This is a genomic window from Bradyrhizobium rifense, from assembly GCF_008123425.1.
Classification (GTDB): Bacteria; Pseudomonadota; Alphaproteobacteria; order Rhizobiales; family Xanthobacteraceae; genus Bradyrhizobium; species Bradyrhizobium rifense.
The window spans coordinates 104,904-122,774 of sequence record NZ_VSSS01000017.1; the positions used below are offsets into that span (position 1 = coordinate 104,904).

The window sequence follows — 17,871 nt, forward strand, 5'->3', positions numbered from 1 at the left end:
AATCAGGCCACTCTCAAAATCAAACCAGGCCACCGCGCTCGGAAACAGGCCAGCGCCAAATTCCACAAAAGAACATATTGCGAACTGAGAACAAATAGTGTACATTGTTTTTATCGACGACCCGCCGCCAATCGTTTGTCCCGCACCCGAATCCTCGCCATAAGGAGCACGACCCAATGTCCACCACTGCCCTGCGTATCGTCGAAGGATCCTCCATGGACAAGAGTAAAGCTCTGGCTGCCGCGCTCTCCCAGATCGAGCGCCAGTTCGGCAAGGGCTCGGTGATGAAGCTCGGCAAGAACGACCGTTCGATGGACGTCGAGTCGGTGTCGTCCGGGTCGCTCGGGCTGGATATCGCGCTCGGGATCGGCGGCCTGCCGAAGGGGCGTGTCGTCGAGATCTACGGGCCGGAATCCTCGGGCAAGACCACGCTGGCGCTGCACACGGTGGCGGAAGGGCAGAAGAAGGGCGGCATCTGCGCCTTCATCGATGCCGAGCACGCGCTCGACCCGGTCTATGCGAGGAAGCTGGGCGTCAATATCGACGAGCTCTTGATCTCCCAGCCCGACACCGGCGAGCAGGCGCTGGAAATCTGCGACACGCTGGTGCGCTCGGGCGCGGTGGACGTGCTTGTGATCGATTCGGTCGCGGCGCTGGTGCCGAAGGCCGAGCTCGAGGGCGAGATGGGCGATGCGTTGCCGGGTCTGCAGGCGCGGCTGATGAGCCAGGCGCTGCGCAAGCTGACGGCCTCCATCAACAAATCCAACACCATGGTGATCTTCATCAACCAGATCCGCATGAAGATCGGTGTGATGTACGGCTCGCCGGAAACCACGACCGGCGGCAACGCGCTGAAATTCTATGCCTCCGTCCGTCTCGACATCCGCCGCATCGGCGCGATCAAGGAGCGCGACGAAGTGGTCGGCAACACCACGCGCGTCAAGGTGGTGAAGAACAAGCTGGCACCTCCCTTCAAGCAGGTCGAGTTCGACATCATGTACGGCGAGGGCGTCTCCAAGATGGGCGAGATCCTCGATCTCGGCGTCAAGGCCGGCATCGTCGAAAAATCCGGCGCCTGGTTCTCCTATGACAGCCAGCGCCTCGGCCAGGGCCGTGAGAACTCGAAAGCGTTCCTGAAAGCCAATCCCGATATCACCGCCAAGATCGAAACCTCGATCCGCCAGAACTCCGGCCTGATCGCCGAGCAGATTCTCGCCGGCAGCCCCGAGCGCGACGCCGACGGCGAGGAGCCCGCGGACGAGTAAGACCTACCGCGAAAAACATTCGCGAGGAGCGGGCGCTGAGGACGTTGAGTTGCCGACGTCGTCAGTGCCCGTTTCGTTTTGCGTTTCGTTGATCAGCCGGGTGGGCAAAGGCGCGCAAGCGCCGTGCCCACCATATTCTAACGTGGCGAAAGGTGGTGGGCACGCTTTCGCTTTGCCCACCCTACGACACCTCCGTCGTGTCTTACTCCGCGGCTTCCGCGTAATCGCTCACCGGCGGGCACGAGCACACCAGATTGCGGTCGCCATAGACGTTGTCGACGCGGCCGACGGGGCACCAGTATTTGTCGGTGCGCGAGGAGCCCGCGGGGAAGCAGCCTTCAGCGCGGGTGTAGGCGCGCTTCCAGTCGTCATCGGCGATGTCGTGCACGGTGTGCGGGGCGTGGCGCAGGGGCGAGGCTTCGATCTTGAAGCGGCCGGCCTCGACCTCGGCGATTTCTTTGCGGATCGCGATCATGGCATCACAGAAACGATCGAGCTCCGCCTTCGATTCCGACTCGGTCGGCTCGATCATCAGCGTGCCCGGCACCGGGAAGCTCATGGTGGGCGCATGGAAGCCGTAATCGATCAGGCGCTTTGCGATGTCGTCGACGGTGACGCCGGACGTCGTCTTCAGCGGACGGGGATCGACGATGCACTCATGCGCGACGCGGCCCTTCTCGTTCTTGTAGAGCACGGGGAAGTGCGCATCGAGGCGTGCCGCGATGTAGTTGGCATTGAGGATCGCGATCTCGGTCGCGCGCTTCAAGCCCTCGCCGCCCATCATCAGAATGTAGATGTAGGAGATCGTGAGGATCGAGGCCGAGCCGAACGGTGCGGCCGACACCGGACCCACCGGCGCATCCGCTTGCGTCGCGGGATGACCGGGGAGGAACGGCGCAAGATGCGCCTTGACGCCGATCGGGCCCATGCCCGGGCCGCCGCCGCCATGCGGGATGCAGAAGGTCTTGTGCAGATTGAGATGGCTGACATCGGCGCCGTAATCGCCGGGCCGGGACAGGCCGACCTGCGCGTTGAGGTTGGCGCCGTCGAGATACACCTGGCCGCCATGGCCATGCACGATGTCGCAGATTTCGCGGATGTGCTCCTCGAACACGCCATGCGTCGAGGGATAGGTGATCATGACCGCGGCGAGATCGTTCGAATGCTTCTCCGCCTTGACGCGGAGATCGTTGACGTCGACGTCGCCGTTGGCCTCGCAGGCAACCACCACCACGTCCATGCCGACCATCGCGGCCGAAGCCGGATTGGTGCCGTGGGCAGAGGAGGGGATCAGGCAGATCTTTCGGTGGGTCTCGCCGCGCGCGGCGTGATAGCCGCGGATCGCCAGCAGGCCGGCATATTCACCCTGCGCGCCCGAGTTCGGCTGCAGCGAGATCGCGTCATAGCCGGTGATGTCGCACAGCCACTTCTCCAGCCGCGCAAACAGTGCGTGATAGCCGCGTGCCTGCTCGCGCGGGGCGAACGGGTGGAGGCTGCCGAACTCCGGCCAGGTCAGCGGCATCATCTCGGTGGTCGCGTTCAGCTTCATCGTGCAGGATCCCAGCGGAATCATCGCGCGGTCGAGCGCGAGGTCGCGATCGCTGAGCTTGCGCATGTAGCGCAGCATCTCGGTTTCCGAGCGATGCGCGTGGAACACCGGATGGGTGAGGAACGCGGTGGTGCGCTTCAGCGCCTCCGGAAGGGCCTCGCGCGTGGTCGCGTCGATCTCGGCGTAGGACAGCTGGCCGCCGAACGCGCGCCAGACCGCTTCGACCGTGGCGGGCGTCGTGGTCTCGTCGAGTGCGATGCGGAGCGCACTTTCACCAACACCGAGATTGATTGTCTCGGCGGTGGTGCGTGCGACGATCTCGGCGCGCCTGGCGCCGGCGTCGACGCTGAGCGTATCGAAGAAGGTTTCGCTGGTCAGAGCAAAGCCGAGCTTGCGCAGGCCGGTCGCGAGCACGGCGGCGCGGCGGTGCACATTGCGCGCGATCTGCGTCAGCCCTTCGGGACCGTGATAGGTCGCGTACATTGCCGCAATCACGGCGAGCAGCACCTGCGCGGTGCAGATGTTGGAGGTCGCCTTCTCGCGGCGGATGTGCTGCTCGCGGGTCTGCAGCGCGAGGCGATAGGCAGGCATCCCGCGGGAATCCACGGAGAGGCCGACAATGCGGCCGGGCAGCGAGCGCTTCAGCGCATCGCGCACCACCATATAGGCCGCGTGCGGGCCACCGTACCCCATCGGCACGCCAAAACGCTGCGCGGAGCCGATCGCGATATCGGCGCCGAGCTCGCCGGGCGAGGCGAGCAGCGTCAGTGCCAGCAGATCGGCGGCAACGATCGCGAGCGCACCCTTGGCCTTCAGCGCCGCGATCGCGGGCCTGAGGTCGCGCACCGCGCCCGATGAGCCCGGATATTGCAGCAGCGCGCCGAGCACGTCGGCCTTGTCAAGATCGGTGAGGGGATCGCCGACGACCAGCGACCAGCCGAGCGGCTCGGCGCGGGTGCGCATCACCGCCAGCGTCTGCGGATGCACGTCCTTGTCGACGAAGAAGGCCTTCGCTTCGACCCGCGAATGCCGCTCGGCGAGCGCCATGGCTTCGGCCGCGGCGGTGGCCTCGTCGAGCAGCGAGGCGTTGGCGACGTCGAGCCCGGTGAGGTCGCAGATCATGGTCTGGAAGTTGAACAGCGCTTCCAGCCGGCCCTGGCTGATCTCGGGCTGGTAGGGCGTATACGCCGTGTACCAGGCGGGGTTTTCGAGGATGTTGCGCTGGATCACCGCAGGCAAAATCGTGCCGGAATAGCCCTGGCCGATCAGCGAGGTGAAGACCTGGTTCTGACGTGCGAGCTCGGCCATGTGCGCGATCGCTTCGGTCTCGCTCAGGGGCTTGCCGAGATCGAGCGGGGCGGCCTGCCGGATCGAGGCCGGCAGCGTCTCCGACATCAACGCGTCGACGCTTTTGGCGCCGACGGTCTCGAGCATTGCGGTGACATCGCGCGCCGACGGGCCGATGTGGCGGCGAACGAAAGTGGCGGTGTCGCCATTGGATTTGCGGTGCGCGGTCATCATGGGTCCTCGCTTTAGATTTCGCTGTCGCCGTCATGCCCCGCGAAGGCGGGGCATCCAGTAAACGCAGGCGCTTCGGCTAGGGCCGATGGGCCGCGGCGTACTGGATCACCCGCCCCAGTGCGCAAAGCGCACAAGGCGGGTGATGACAGTGAGTGTGTTGAGACGGTTCGGCTCATGTCCTCACGCCGTGTGTGCCTTGTAGGCGGCTTCATCCATGAGGCCGCCGAGCTCGCTCTTGTCGGCAATCTTGATCTTGAAGAACCAGGCTGCGCCTTGCGCGTCCGAGTTCACCAGCGCCGGCTCGGCGGCGAGCGCGTCGTTGGTCTCGAGCACGTCGCCGGTCACAGGCGCGTAGACGTCGGAGGCGGCCTTGACCGATTCAACGACGGCGGCGGCTTCGGCCTTCTTCAGGCTGCGGCCGACCTTGGGCAGTTCGACGAACACGACGTCGCCGAGCTGCGACTGCGCGTAATCCGTGATGCCGACGGTTGCGACATCGCCGTCGATCGCGAGCCATTCGTGGTCGGTGGTGTACAGCGTCGTGGTCATTGTCGATTCCCTGAAACGGTGAGGTTTGGTCGAAAGCGGCGGGCTCGGTTCACCTCTCCCGTAGGGAGAGGTCGGATCGCATCGCAAGATGCGATCCGGGTGAGGGGATCTAGTCTCACTGGGTGTTGCGGCCCCTCACCCGGATTGCGCTGGACGATGCTCCGCATCGTCAGACGCAATCCGACCTCTCCCCTCCGGAGAGAGGTGAACTCGGGGCAGCCGACTGTGCTCAATCTCATCATTCTCAGCGTTTGTAGGTGTTCTTCACGAAGGGCATGGCAGCGACGGCGAGCGGCAGGCGTTGCCCGCGCACCTCGGCGAAGAGTTTGGTGTCGAGCGCGCTCAGGCCTGTGGGCACGTAGCCCATCGCGACCGGCGCATTCAGGCTCGGGCCGAAACCGCCGGAAGTGACCTTGCCGATCGGCTCGCCGCCTGCGCTGTCAGCGAACAGCAGCGCGCCCTCGCGCACCGGCGCGCGGCCCTCAGTGCGCAGGCCGACGCGGCGGCGGGATGCGCCGTGATCGAAATGAGCGAGGATCTTTTCGGCCCCGGGAAAGCCGCCGGCGCGGGCGCCGCCGGTGCGGCGGCTCTTCTGCACCGACCATTCCAGCGCGGCCTCGACCGGCGTCGTCGCGGTGTCGATGTCGTGGCCGTAGAGGCAGAGCCCGGCTTCCAGCCGCAGGCTGTCGCGGGCACCGAGACCGATCGGCATCACGTCAGGATTTTCAAGCAGCGTCTTGGCGAGGTGTTCGGCAGCCGCAGCGGGGACCGAAATCTCAAAGCCGTCCTCGCCGGTATAGCCCGAACGCGAGACGAAACAGGCGAGGCCGGCAACCTGATGCGGGCCGGCGTCCATGAACTTCATGGTGGGCGCCTCTGCACACAATTTCGCCAGTGCTGACTCGGCCTTCGGGCCCTGCAACGCGATCAGCGCGCGATCGGTGAGCGAATCGATGACGCAGGTGTCCGAGAGATTCGCGCGCAGATGCGCCTCGTCCTCTTCCTTGCAGGCGGCGTTGACCACCAGGAACAAGTGATCGCCGAAATTGGCGACCATCAGATCGTCCAGAAGGCCGCCATCCACATTGGTGAACTGGGCGTAGCGCTGCCGTCCCGGTGCAATCGCCAAAATATCCTGCGGCACCAGCCGCTCCAGCGCGCGGGCAGCGTCCTCGATCCTCCCGGATTTCGGCCGAAGCGCGATCTGGCCCATATGGGAGACGTCGAACAGGCCGGCCTGGTTGCGGGTATGGAGGTGCTCTTTGAGCACGCCCGCAGGGTACTGCACGGGCATGTCATAGCCCGCGAACGGCACCATCTTGCCGCCAAGCGACACGTGCAGGTCGTAAAGGGGGGTACGTTTCAGGGACTCTCGGTCGTCGCGCGCAAGCATCACGGGGCCCTCGGCGGTTCCCCGGAGACGATTCCCCGGTGGACACCAGTCGAAGCCCCATCTGTCGCTGTGCCTGAGAGTATTATCCCGTCGGCGGACGCAGTCCGGGCCAACCCTTATGAAAAGGTATTTGCCCGTCGGCGCCTCTTTCCAGATGTCGTCAAAGCCACGCGGTCCTTTTGCCTGAGAGTTTCCGGGGCGGTTGCTCCTTCGGCGCCGGCAGTGAAGCCGGTCTCTCCCGACGTGGCCGTACGATACAAATGGGTACAGACCACAGCCCGGCCAAGCCTGTCAACGCGCACCTGGCGGCTTTCAACGGGATTGCGCGACTGCGGCAACCCTCTGATCTCCCTGCACAGTTTCTGGACAGCGAAGCTGGCCTTGTCTAAAAGCGCTTCTGTCCGCAGATATCAGCCCAAACTTGCGGTTTGGATGGCGTGTTTGCGGGCCCAAGCACACCCGATTGGATGAACATGAGCGGCGTCAACGAGATCAGGTCGACCTTTCTGAACTTCTTTGCCGAGAACGGCCACGAGATCGTGTCGTCCTCGCCATTGGTGCCGCGCAACGACCCGACGTTGATGTTCACCAATGCCGGCATGGTCCAGTTCAAGAACGTTTTCACCGGCGTCGAGAAGCGGCCCTATCAGCGCGCCACCACGTCGCAGAAATGCGTGCGCGCCGGCGGCAAGCACAATGACCTCGACAATGTCGGCTACACCGCGCGCCATCTCACCTTCTTCGAGATGCTCGGCAACTTCTCGTTTGGCGACTATTTCAAGGAGCGCGCGATCGAGCTGGCCTGGAAACTGATCACCAAGGAATACGGGCTCAAGAAGGACAAGCTGCTCGTCACTGTCTATCACACCGACGACGAGGCCGCCGATCTCTGGAAGAAGATCGCCGGCTTCTCCGACGACCGCATCATCCGCATCCCGACCTCGGACAATTTCTGGGCGATGGGCGACACCGGGCCGTGCGGCCCGTGCTCGGAGATCTTCATCGATCGCGGCGACCACATCTGGGGCGGACCTCCGGGCTCGCCGGAGGAGGATGGCGACCGCTTCCTCGAATTCTGGAATCTCGTCTTCATGCAATATGAGCAGGTGACGAAAGAGCAGCGCGTGGATCTGCCGCGTCCCTCGATCGACACCGGCATGGGCCTGGAGCGCATGGCCAGCATCATGCAGGGCGTCGACAGCGTGTTCGAGACTGACCTGTTCCGTCATTTGATCGACACGACGTCGTCCGCGCTGGGCCACGGGCCGAACGAGCAGACCGTCGCCTCTTTCCGCGTCATCGCCGACCATCTGCGCTCTTCGGCCTTCCTCGTTGCTGATGGCGTGCTGCCCTCGAACGAGGGCCGCGGCTATGTGCTGCGCCGGATCATGCGCCGCGCGATGCGCCATGCGCAGCTGCTGGGTGCGAAAGAGCCGCTGATGCATCGGCTGGTCTGGGCGCTGGTGCGCGAGATGGGCCAGGCCTATCCCGATTTGATGCGCGCGGAGAACATGATCGAGGAAACGCTGCGGCTGGAAGAGACCCGCTTCCGCAAGACGCTGGTGCGCGGCCTTGCCATCCTCGACGAGAAGAGCGCGTCCTTGAAGAAGGGCGACATGTTCGACGGCGACGTCGCCTTCACACTGTACGACACCTATGGTTTCCCGCTGGACCTGACGCAGGACGCGCTGAAGTCGCGCGGGATCGGCGTCGACCAGGCGTCGTTCACCGACGCGATGGAGCGTCAGAAGGCCAAGGCGCGCGAATCCTGGAAGGGGTCCGGCGAGGCGGCATCTGAGGCGATCTGGTTCCCGCTGCGCGAAAAGCTCGGGGCCACCGAATTTCTGGGCTACGAGACCGAGAGCGCCGAAGGCGTGGTGTCCGCGCTGGTGAAGGACGGCCAGGAAGTGGCCCACCTCAAGGCCGGCGAGACCGGCGCGCTGCTGCTCAACCAGACGCCGTTCTATGCGGAGTCCGGCGGCCAGGTCGGCGACACCGGTGTGCTGACGGGTGAGGGCGGCATCAAGTTCCGCGTCACCGACACGCAGAAGAAGCTCGGCGATTTCTTCGTTCATGTGGGCACATTGGAGAGCGGCGAGCTGAAGGTCGGCACCGCGCTGCAGCTCGAAGTCGATCACGGCCGGCGCTCGTCGATCCGCGCGCATCACTCGGCGACGCATCTCATTCACGAGGCGCTGCGCCAGGTGCTCGGCGATCACATCGCCCAGCGCGGCTCGATGGTCGCCCCGGACCGCCTGCGCTTTGACTTCGTGCATCCGAAGCCGATCACGGCGGAGGAACTCGCCCGCGTCGAGGACATCGCCAACGACGTGGTGCTGGAGAACGACGAGGTCACCACCCGCGTCATGGGCGTCGATGAGGCTCGCGAAGCGGGGGCACGCGCCCTGTTTGGCGAGAAATACGGCGACGAGGTTCGCGTCGTCTCGATGGGCAAGACCGCGCGCGAGCGCGGCGTCAATGCGCTCGGCTGGTCGGTCGAGCTCTGCGGCGGCACGCATGTGCGGCGCACCGGCGATATCGGCCTGATCACGCTGACCGGCGAGAGCGCGGTGGCCTCAGGCGTGCGCCGCATCGAGGCGCTGACCGGCAATTACGCGCGAAAACACGCCAACGAGACCATGGCGCTGGCGAAGGCCGCGGCCAACGAGCTCCGCACCTCCATCGACGACGTTCCGGCGCGCATCACCGCGCTGATGGAGGAGCGCAAGAAGCTCGAGCGCGAAGTCTCCGACGCCCGCAAGAAGCTCGCAATGGGCGGTGGTGCGTCCGCCGGCAGCAATGGGGCCGCCAGCGGCGTGCGAGAGGTCGGCAACGTCAAGCTGATGGCGCGCGCGGTCGAGGGCATCGAGATGAAGGATCTCAAGAGCCTTGCGGACGACGGCAAGAAGCAGATCGGCTCCGGCGTGGTCGCCATCATCGGCGTCACCGAGGACGGCAAGGCCGGTGTCGTGGTCGGCGTTACAGCCGACCTGACCGAGCGCTTCAACGCCGTGAATTTGGTGCGCGTCGCCTCCGAAGCGCTCGGCGGCAAGGGCGGCGGCGGCCGGCCCGACATGGCGCAGGCCGGCGGCCCCGACGGTGCCAAGGCGACAGAGGCGTTGGCGGCAATCGAAAAAGCCATGGCAGACGCGTAAATCGCCATGGGCCTCGTTCCGAAAGGGCGCGGCCTGCGCGATCCCGACTTGAGGGATCGCCTCTACGAATTGCTGGAGCACGATCCGCTGGCCTATTCGGCCGGATCGCGCTTCATCCAGATCATCATTGGCGTCATTGTGCTCGATGTGCTCGCGATGATCCTGGCTTCGGTGCCGGAGCTGGACGCGCAGTTCGGCGTGCTGTTCTCTGCGATCACTATCCTCTGCGTCATCGTGTTCACGCTGGAATATGCCGCGCGGCTCTGGACGGTGGCGGGCCACACGCCGCGCAAGGGCTCCGCGCTCGCCGACCGGCTCGGCTACGCTTTCTCGGCGCTCGGCATTGTCGACCTCATGGCGTTCCTGCCCGCTGCGATCGTGCTGGTGATGGGACGCCACGCGACGCTGGCCGCGCTTGGTGTGCTGCCGTTCTTCAAGCTGATACGGTACTCGCCGGCGATGCGCTCGCTTCTGGCGGCCGTGCACGCCGAGCGGCGCGCGCTGATCGGCTGCCTCGTCATCCTGGCCGGTGCGGTGCTGACGTTCGCCTCGCTGCTCTACGCCATCGAGCACGACGTGCAGCCCAACAAGCTCGGCACCATTCCGGATGCAATGTGGTGGGCGATCGTGACGCTCGGCACCGTCGGCTATGGCGACGTCGTGCCGGTGACGGCGCTCGGCAAGATCATCTCCGTCTTTACCATCATCAGCGGTTTTGCCATGATCGCGCTGCCGGTCGCGATCATCTCGACGGCCTTTGCCGACGAGGTGAGGCGCCGCGACTTCGTCGTGACCTGGGGCATGCTGGCCCGCGTGCCGCTGTTCTCGCATCTGTCGGCCGCGGAGATCGCCGACATCATGCGGCTGTTGCGGGCCCGCACCATCGAGCAGGGCGAGGTTCTGGTGCGGCGGGGCGATGCGGCGTCGTCGATGTATTTCATCACCGCAGGCGAGGTCGAGATTGCGCTGCCGAGCCAGCATGTGCGGCTCGGCGACGGCACCTTCTTCGGCGAGATTGCGCTGCTCCACAAGACGAAACGCAGCGGCACCGTGACCGCGACGCGCAAGACCCGGCTGCTCGTGCTCGATGTCCAGGATTTTCACGCCCTGATCGCGCGCATGCCGACGCTCGCCGCCCATGTTCACGAGACCGCGAGAGCACGGCTGGAGGAGACCGGCGATCTCGCAGCGGCAGAACTCGCGCAGGTGGAGCGCGAGGGCACCGACCGCTGAGCGGTCAGCCCTTCTTCAGGAAAATATACTCGGCCGAGTAGGGCGCGCTTCTGAACTCGCCGGCCTTGTCGCAAGCGCCGTCGAGCTTGCCGCCATGGGTGTTGATGCGTTGGACGGTGGTGACCGGCGTCAGCACGCCGTTGCCGCGGCGGGAGGCGACCTCCAGCTTCAGCCAGGCGATATCGGCCCCCGTTGCACCCGGCGCGTTGCCGATCGCCTTGCCCACGACGGCGCTGCCGTCGGCGAGCTCCCAGTTCGGCCCGGCATAGTGCCGGCCGACCGTTTTGCCGTCGGCGAGCAACGTCGCGATCGGCTCGCGAAAAGCCCAGGCGAGCTTGCCGTCGGTGCCGGCCTTGCACTCATAGACCTGCGCGCCCTCGGCGTGGACGCTGAGGACGACGCTCTCGCCAGGAGCGGCGATGGCCTCGGGCAGCACCTCCGCGGCGGAGGCGGGCCCGGCCATGGCGGCGAGCAGCAGGCAGGGGACGGCGAACTTGATGATGGACATGGAGGGGCTCCGCACGATGGTATCAAAATGAATGGGCCGCGCCTGGGCGCGGCCCATAATGATGTCTAACCCCGATCGGGCGAAAATAATGCGCAGGCTTACGCCAACGCTTTCGTGAGATTCTCCGCGACCTTGTCGAGGAAGCCGGTGGTCGAAAGCCAGCGCTGGTCGGCGCCGACCAGGAGCGCGAGGTCCTTGGTCATGTAGCCTTCCTCGACGGTGTCGACGCAGACCTTCTCCAGCGTGGCGGAGAACTTGGCGAGCTCGGCGTTGTTGTCGAGCTTGGCGCGGTGCGACAGGCCGCGGGTCCAGGCGAAGATCGACGCGATCGAGTTGGTCGAGGTCTCCTTGCCCTTCTGGTGCTCGCGGTAGTGGCGGGTCACGGTGCCGTGAGCGGCTTCGGCTTCGACCGTCTTGCCGTCCGGGGTGAGCAGCACCGAGGTCATCAGGCCGAGCGAGCCGTAGCCCTGCGCGACGGTGTCGGACTGCACGTCGCCGTCGTAGTTCTTGCAGGCCCAGACGTAGCCGCCGGACCATTTCAGCGCCGAGGCCACCATGTCGTCGATCAGGCGGTGCTCGTAGGTCAGGCCCTTGGCCTCGAATTCCTTCTTGAACTCGCGGTCGTAGATGTCCTGGAAGATGTCCTTGAAGCGGCCGTCATAGACCTTCAGAATCGTGTTCTTGGTCGAGAGATAGACCGGGTAGTTGCGCAGCAGGCCGTAGTTCAGCGAGGCGCGGGCGAAGTCGATGATGGAATCGTCGAGATTGTACATCTCCATGGCGACGCCGGCGCCCGGAGCCTTGAACACTTCCTTCTCGATCACGGTGCCGTCCTCGCCGACGAACTTCATCGACAGGGTGCCCTTGCCCGGGAACTTGATGTCGGTGGCGCGGTACTGGTCGCCATAGGCGTGGCGGCCGATGATGATCGGCTTGGTCCAGCCGGGAACCAGGCGCGGCACGTTCTTGCAGATGATCGGCTCGCGGAAGATCACGCCGCCGAGAATGTTGCGGATGGTGCCGTTCGGCGACTTCCACATCTGCTTGAGGTTGAACTCCTTCACCCGGGCCTCGTCCGGGGTGATGGTGGCGCACTTGACGCCGACGCCGACCTTCTTGATGGCCTCGGCGGCGTCGATGGTCACCTGATCGTTGGTGTGGTCGCGGTACTCCATGCCCAGGTCGAAATACTGCAGCTCGACATCCAGGAACGGGTTGATCAGCTTGTCCTTGATGTACTGCCAGATGATCCGGGTCATCTCGTCGCCATCGAGTTCGACGACGGGATTGGATACCTTGATTTTTGCCATGATCGGAGAAGCCCTCTTGGGAACGGCGCCTTTTGACGGCCGCGGTGGAAATCTCCCGCGCTATAGCACCGCCCGCGGGCGGGCGGAAGCGGAGCGGTTATGCAGTTTCAGCCCATCTTTTCGCCGAGAACCGCCATTCCGAACAGGTCGGAACGGCGGCTGTCGCACCCTGTTTGGGCAACTGTCCCGCGAGCACACCACCGCCGTTCGAGAACGCCTCTAAAAGGCAGCCTGAGTGGCCGTGCCGGCCACGATGTACCAGGTCACGAACAGGCCGGACATCAGGGCGCCCGGCAGGCTCGATCCGGTCCGTCGCCAGGTGAAGGTCGCGATCACGGCGACGATCGCGAGCAGCGGCACAAACTGGATGGCGACGATGGTCGAGAGCGGCACGAAGCCGGGATCGGGGAGCGGGTTGAAAAGCTTTCCGGTCAGCCAGAGCGTGCCATATTGCAAGACCAGCAGCACAATGAAGCCGAACGTCAGCGCCAGGATATTGGTCAAATAGAGCGCGAGCCGCGGCGCCTCCATGGTCGAGAAATTCCGGTGCAGCACGTGCAGCGCCACGACGAAAAACGCCGTGAACGGAATCAGGTAGATCAGGAAGATCACAAACTGCTTCGGGTTCATCAGCTTCAGCGCGATGATCCAGAAGCGGAAGTCGATCTTGAAAACGGCGTCCGCAAGCCACAACGCGGCATAGCCGACTGCGACCGAAGCGACCGCGATCACGAGCGACTGGCCGAGCAGCCCGGTCCGGCCTTTGCGCTTCGGGGCGAAGCGCATCAGTGCCAGCGTGATCAGGCCGTTGATGATGGCCCAGACCAGGATCTGGTTCGTGATGCCCTGCGGCAGGAATGTCGTCGGCGTCACGAAGGTGCCGCCCAGCGCGAAGGCTGGGTAGTAGGTCAGCGCCGGGATGAAGGCGGACAGGATGAACGCCGCGGTCCAGCTCCGGCCGGTGGCGGCGTGATGCAGCGGCATGGTGCCGTCAGCGACCGCGGGCAGGCGTAGACGCGAGAACATTTGCGCCTCGAGCAGGCCGTCGAAAGTCCCGATCAAGAGCGCGACGAAACCAGCAAACGCGATCAGTGTGCCCAGCTCCTTGCGGAACCAGATCTGGTCGTCGGCCGGCAGCTTGGTGCCGCCTTGCAGCGTCCTGGCGAACCAGTCGAGGCTGTAGCCGATCGCCTCATGCGAGATGTGTTCGGCCGGGTGAGTTATGGCCGGCGTGTACAGCACCCGTGCGGTCCCGGCCGCCGGGTCGCCATAGACCTTGCCCGGCTCGACCGGCCCCTGCGTGCCGAACATCGCCCACAGCTTGGGGCTCTTGGTGACATCGCGAGCGAGATCGACGCCCCACATCAGGGTGGAGAATTCCTCGTACTGGGCAAACACCAAAGCGGTGTTGCGCGGCCAGCTGGGGGTGCCGTCGGCCGCGAATGGCTTACCGGTCGAGGAGCCCTCCAGCACCATCGATTTGTAGTCATTCGGCATTGCGGTGGCTGCGGCCAGCACCGTCCAGCCGCCCATCGAGTGACCCTCGAGGCCGATATTGGCCTTGTCGACGATGTCGAGGCTGCGGAGATAAGCGAGGCCGTCAGGGCCGCCAAAGCCGTTGGCAAAGGCGGGCGGGTCGCTATAGCCATGGCCGGTCTGGTCGAGCGCCAGCACGACATAGCCGCGGCGGGCGAACTCGATGGCGAAGCCGTCCTGGGTCTCGCGCGAATTGATGTAGCCGTGGACGGCGAGGATGCCCGGTGCCGGGGTCTGCGCGGTGGCATTGGCGGGAACGTAGAGCAGCGCACTCATGGTGTTGCCCTTGGCGCCCTTGAACCTGACATCCTGGATCCGGATGCCGCCGGCGGTCTGCGTCAGATGAGCGATGAGGCCGCCCACCACGATCAAGACCGCTCCGAGAATTGCCAACGTCCATCGACCGCGCATTACCACCCCCCTGAATTGTGTTTTTAGCTCCGCCCTATCGGCTTCGCTTTAGTTGTGGTTGATAGCCATATCCGAAAGCAAAGCGCGCACAAGCTGGCGAAAGAAACCGTCCCCAGTTGAGATGCCGATTTCGGATTAGCAAATGGCGCTAACCCTGTTATCTCCGTTGCGAAATTGGTCTGCACGGAAGGCGGGCCGGCCGCGTGGATGAAGGCTTGGATCAGCGTCTTCAGACAGGAGTTCAACTCTTCGGAAGCTGAACGAGAAGAACGCTGACTCAGAAAGTGGAATGAGATGTCCGGCACCGACAAGACCAAGGCGGGCCTCGCCCTCGACGGTCCCATCGTGATCCTGGTCGAGCCGCAGCTCGGGGAAAACATCGGCATGGCCGCGCGCGCCATGGGTAATTTTGCCCTGAGCCGCTTGCGCATCGTCAACCCTCGCGACGGCTGGCCCAACATCGCCGCCCAGCGCGCGGCTGCCGGCGCCGACCACATTCTGGAAAAGGCCGAATTGTTCGACACGGTCGGCGAGGCCGTCGCCGACCTCGACCTGCTGTTCGCCACCACCGCGCGCCCCCACGACCAGGCCAAGCCGGTGGTGGGACCGGAAGCGGCCGCCGCGGAGATTTCGGGGCACGTTGCTACCGGAGGCAAGGCCGGCATCCTGTTCGGCCGGGAGCGCTGGGGCCTGACCAACGAGGAGGTCGGGCTCTCCAACCGCATCATCACCTTCCCGGTCAATCCGGGGTTCGCCTCGCTCAACCTCGCCCAGGCCGTGCTGCTGGTCGGCTACGAATGGTTCAAGCGGGCGACATCGGGCGAGCTGCCGCACGCCATGCCGGAGCGCTCCGAGCGCGCCTCGCAGCACCAGATGCAGGCCTTCTTCGACAACCTCATCCGCGAGCTCGACCGCGTCGAATTTTTGCGCCCGGCCGAGAAGCGCGACACCATGCTGGTCAATCTGCGCAACATTTTTAGCCGGATGGAGCCGACCAAGCAGGACATGCACACCCTCCATGGTGTGGTGATGGCGATCGCCGAAGGGCGCAAGGGCCCGGCCAAGGGCGGCGTGCTCGACGGCGAGCAGGCCACGCGCCTGCGCGCGCTGCTGGCCGAGCACGGGCAGGGCGGCGGCGTGCCCGACAGCGGCTCGACCGTGCGCGGGCTGGCGCGCCTGCTCCGCCGCAACCCGACCGATGCCGAGCGCCTGCTCTGGCAGGCGCTCACGCGCGACCGCCGTTTCGCAGGTGGGTTCAAGCGCCAGACCCCGGTCGGCCGCCACATCCCCGACTTCGTCTCCTTCCCGCACCGGATCGCAATCGAGCTGGTCAACCCGGGCGAAGGCGAGACCATCGCCGCCGACCGCGCGTCGCGGCGGGCGTGGCTCGAGGCGCGCGACTATCGGGTGATCGAGATACGAGCCGCGGATGTGGAGCGGGATATCGAGGCGGAGCTGGTACGGCTGCAGGGGATGATCGAGTAGCGCGCGTAGGTCTGAGCTGGTCGGCGTTTCCGGCTGCTGCAACCAAGGGCTGTGCATAAGCCCGTTTGGTTGCTATGAAAGTCCCCGTGAATTGAGTTGGGGACGGCATGGTTGGAATGGTGGGCCGCGCACTCGTTGGTGCGGCAGCAGGCGTAGGCGCGTTGGCGCTCACGACCTTGATCGAAATATCGGTCGCACGCGCGGAAATGCCTTTGTCCGCAAAGTGCAATGCGGTCGGAAATCTGAGTGTTGATGACCGGATCGCGGGATGCACGGCTCTTATCGAGGTGGCGACTACCATGTCGCAGGGTTTGGTCATGGCGCGCTTCCGGCGCGCGATGTTCTACCGCCAGAAAGGCGAGATCGACCGTGCAATCGCCGACTACGACCAGATCATCGAACGCTATCCAGACAATCTGAACGCCCGACTCGAGAGGGCTTCTGCGCATCTCCAAAAGCGAGAGCCCGATGCCGCTCTGTCTGACTACGCCAAGGTGATCGAGCTCGATCCCAAGAACACCTATGCATATCTAGGACGCGCCCGAATCTATCTGGCGAGGCGCGACTACATGCGCGCCATCGCCGACTATGATCAGGCCCTTCTGATCCATCCGGACAATGTCATGGCGCGTGTCGAGCGAGGCCTCGCTTACGTCCGCAAGGGAGATCCGGAGCGGGCCATGACTGACTGTGACCGAGCGGTTGAGATCAGCCCGCAAGACGGCGGTGGCCAACTGTGCCGCAGCCGGATTTACTCTGCGAAGGGTAACAAGGAGCTTGCATTGGCCGAACTCGATCGAACCATCCAGATCAAGCCAAAATACGAGAGCTTTTACAATTTCCGTGCCGAATCCTTTCTTCAGCTTGGCGAATTCGCCCGCGCCATGGCCGACTACGACCGGATCATCGAGCTAAACCCGCGAAGCCGAACCGCCTACCTCTGCCGCGGTGTCGCCTATGCTCAAAATGGCGATTATGACCGCGCCATTGCCGATTACACCCAGGCAATGCAGCTGGCACATCAGGATCAAAGGGGTCCCGGCGATCGGAAGGCTCAGCTTCAAGGTCACGGCGACGACCCAGCTTCTGCGTCGCTCGATGGTCAGTCAACTGTACTCGCTTCGGGGGACGGCCCTCCGCTGCGTGCTCGGGGAGAAGCCTATTATGAGAAAGGCGACTTCGATCGCGCCATCGCGGACTATGATGAGGCGGTCCGCTTGGATCCTAGGGACAAGGATTCGCTCGGGCTGCGCGCCAACGCGTACAAGGCCAAGGGAGATTTCAGCCGCTCGATTGCGGAGTACGACCAGCTCGTGCAACTCGATCCCCGGGACGTCCGTGCCTACCGCGCCCGGGCGAGTGCTATTGGCAGGCCGGTTCACTTGCCAAATCGTTGGCCGATCTGGACGAGGCGGTCCGGCTCGAGCCCAAGAACGCCTATGCGGCATTGTGGCGTGAGATCATTGCAAGGCGCAGTCACGAACCAGGTCGGCTGGCCGAGGCCGCAACGCAGCTCGACATGACGAAATGGCCTGCGCCAATCATCAACCTCTTTCTTGGCACGAAGACGTCGGAGCAAGTGCTTGACGCTGCCAACGATCCGGATCCGAGGAAAAGAAAAGGACAGATCTGCGAGGCGCATTTTTATGCCGCTGAAGTGGCCCTGCAACGCGGCTCCAGGGAAGAAGCTTCGCGGTTGTTCGACCTCGCTGTCGCCGATTGCCCGAAGATTTTCATCGAGAAACAGGCCGCCGATTTCGAGCTCAGCTCGTTGCGGGCGAGCCGCTGATGCCGTCAGGCTCAGCCTCCTAGGTTGGGCAAGGCGACTTGTCCACCGCAGCTCGAAGAGCGAAGGCGGAAGCGTGCCCGCCATGTTGTTCCATGCGAGGTGGTGGGCACGGCGCTGCGCGCCTTTGCCCACCCGAGATCGCGTTTGGCTCGACCTGAGCGAACTGG

The 17,871-nt window shown here is 64.6% G+C and carries 12 protein-coding genes and 1 riboswitch; of the genes, 6 read left to right on the top strand and 6 right to left on the bottom strand.

The genetic code is table 11. The features are described from left to right. The first annotated feature begins 176 nt into the window (after positions 1 to 176). Entirely contained in the window at positions 177 to 1,265 is a 1,089-nt protein-coding gene (recA, locus tag FXB40_RS11030; protein ID WP_148772233.1) for a recombinase RecA, read from the top strand. Positions 1,266 to 1,467: 202 nt separating this feature from the next. Here recA and gcvP read toward each other — a convergent pair whose 3' ends face one another. The 3 genes from gcvP to gcvT form a co-directional block, all read right to left on the bottom strand. Then, positions 1,468 to 4,332 (bottom strand): aminomethyl-transferring glycine dehydrogenase, encoded by a 2,865-nt coding sequence (gene gcvP, locus FXB40_RS11035; RefSeq protein ID WP_187436790.1) that lies wholly within the window; start codon positions 4,330 to 4,332, stop codon positions 1,468 to 1,470. 183 nt (positions 4,333 to 4,515) lie between these two features. Next, positions 4,516 to 4,884, bottom strand: coding sequence for a glycine cleavage system protein GcvH (gene gcvH / locus FXB40_RS11040; protein WP_148772235.1), 369 nt, complete (start codon positions 4,882 to 4,884; stop codon positions 4,516 to 4,518). 244 nt (positions 4,885 to 5,128) lie between these two features. Further along, the gene (gcvT, locus tag FXB40_RS11045) at positions 5,129 to 6,277 is read right to left on the bottom strand and encodes a glycine cleavage system aminomethyltransferase GcvT (RefSeq protein ID WP_148772252.1); all 1,149 of its coding nucleotides are present in this window, start codon (positions 6,275 to 6,277) and stop codon (positions 5,129 to 5,131) included. Positions 6,278 to 6,439: 162 nt separating this feature from the next. Next, positions 6,440 to 6,528: riboswitch (glycine riboswitch) on the bottom strand. Between the two features lie 222 nt (positions 6,529 to 6,750). On the opposite strand from gcvT, the gene alaS reads away from it, so the two are divergent. Continuing rightward, entirely contained in the window at positions 6,751 to 9,432 is a 2,682-nt protein-coding gene (alaS, locus tag FXB40_RS11050) for an alanine--tRNA ligase (RefSeq protein ID WP_187436786.1), read from the top strand. Positions 9,433 to 9,438: 6 nt separating this feature from the next. Beyond that, positions 9,439 to 10,665, top strand: coding sequence for a cyclic nucleotide-gated ion channel (locus FXB40_RS11055; RefSeq protein WP_148772237.1), 1,227 nt, complete (start codon positions 9,439 to 9,441; stop codon positions 10,663 to 10,665). 4 nt (positions 10,666 to 10,669) lie between these two features. Here FXB40_RS11055 and FXB40_RS11060 read toward each other — a convergent pair whose 3' ends face one another. The 3 genes from FXB40_RS11060 to FXB40_RS11070 all read right to left on the bottom strand — a co-directional run bounded on the left by FXB40_RS11060 (position 10,670) and on the right by FXB40_RS11070 (position 14,430). After that, the gene (locus FXB40_RS11060; protein ID WP_148772238.1) at positions 10,670 to 11,173 is read right to left on the bottom strand and encodes a DUF3455 domain-containing protein; all 504 of its coding nucleotides are present in this window, start codon (positions 11,171 to 11,173) and stop codon (positions 10,670 to 10,672) included. A gap of 98 nt (positions 11,174 to 11,271) precedes the next feature. Then, the gene (locus FXB40_RS11065) at positions 11,272 to 12,483 is read right to left on the bottom strand and encodes an NADP-dependent isocitrate dehydrogenase (RefSeq protein WP_148772239.1); all 1,212 of its coding nucleotides are present in this window, start codon (positions 12,481 to 12,483) and stop codon (positions 11,272 to 11,274) included. A 219-nt stretch (positions 12,484 to 12,702) separates the two neighbouring features. After that, positions 12,703 to 14,430 (bottom strand): alpha/beta hydrolase family protein, encoded by a 1,728-nt coding sequence (locus FXB40_RS11070; RefSeq protein ID WP_148772240.1) that lies wholly within the window; start codon positions 14,428 to 14,430, stop codon positions 12,703 to 12,705. Between the two features lie 294 nt (positions 14,431 to 14,724). Here FXB40_RS11070 and FXB40_RS11075 point away from each other — a divergent pair, with 294 nt between their 5' ends. The 3 genes from FXB40_RS11075 (at position 14,725) to FXB40_RS49050 (ending at position 17,704) form a co-directional block, all read left to right on the top strand. Further along, entirely contained in the window at positions 14,725 to 15,915 is a 1,191-nt protein-coding gene (locus FXB40_RS11075) for a TrmJ/YjtD family RNA methyltransferase (RefSeq protein WP_148772241.1), read from the top strand. A gap of 161 nt (positions 15,916 to 16,076) precedes the next feature. After that, complete coding sequence (locus FXB40_RS11080; protein WP_246207522.1) at positions 16,077 to 17,438, top strand: tetratricopeptide repeat protein; 1,362 nt, start codon at positions 16,077 to 16,079, stop codon at positions 17,436 to 17,438. Continuing rightward, positions 17,435 to 17,704, top strand: coding sequence for a hypothetical protein (locus FXB40_RS49050; protein WP_246207524.1), 270 nt, complete (start codon positions 17,435 to 17,437; stop codon positions 17,702 to 17,704). Before FXB40_RS11080 ends, FXB40_RS49050 begins: the two co-directional genes overlap by 4 nt. The last annotated feature ends 167 nt before the right edge of the window (positions 17,705 to 17,871 follow it).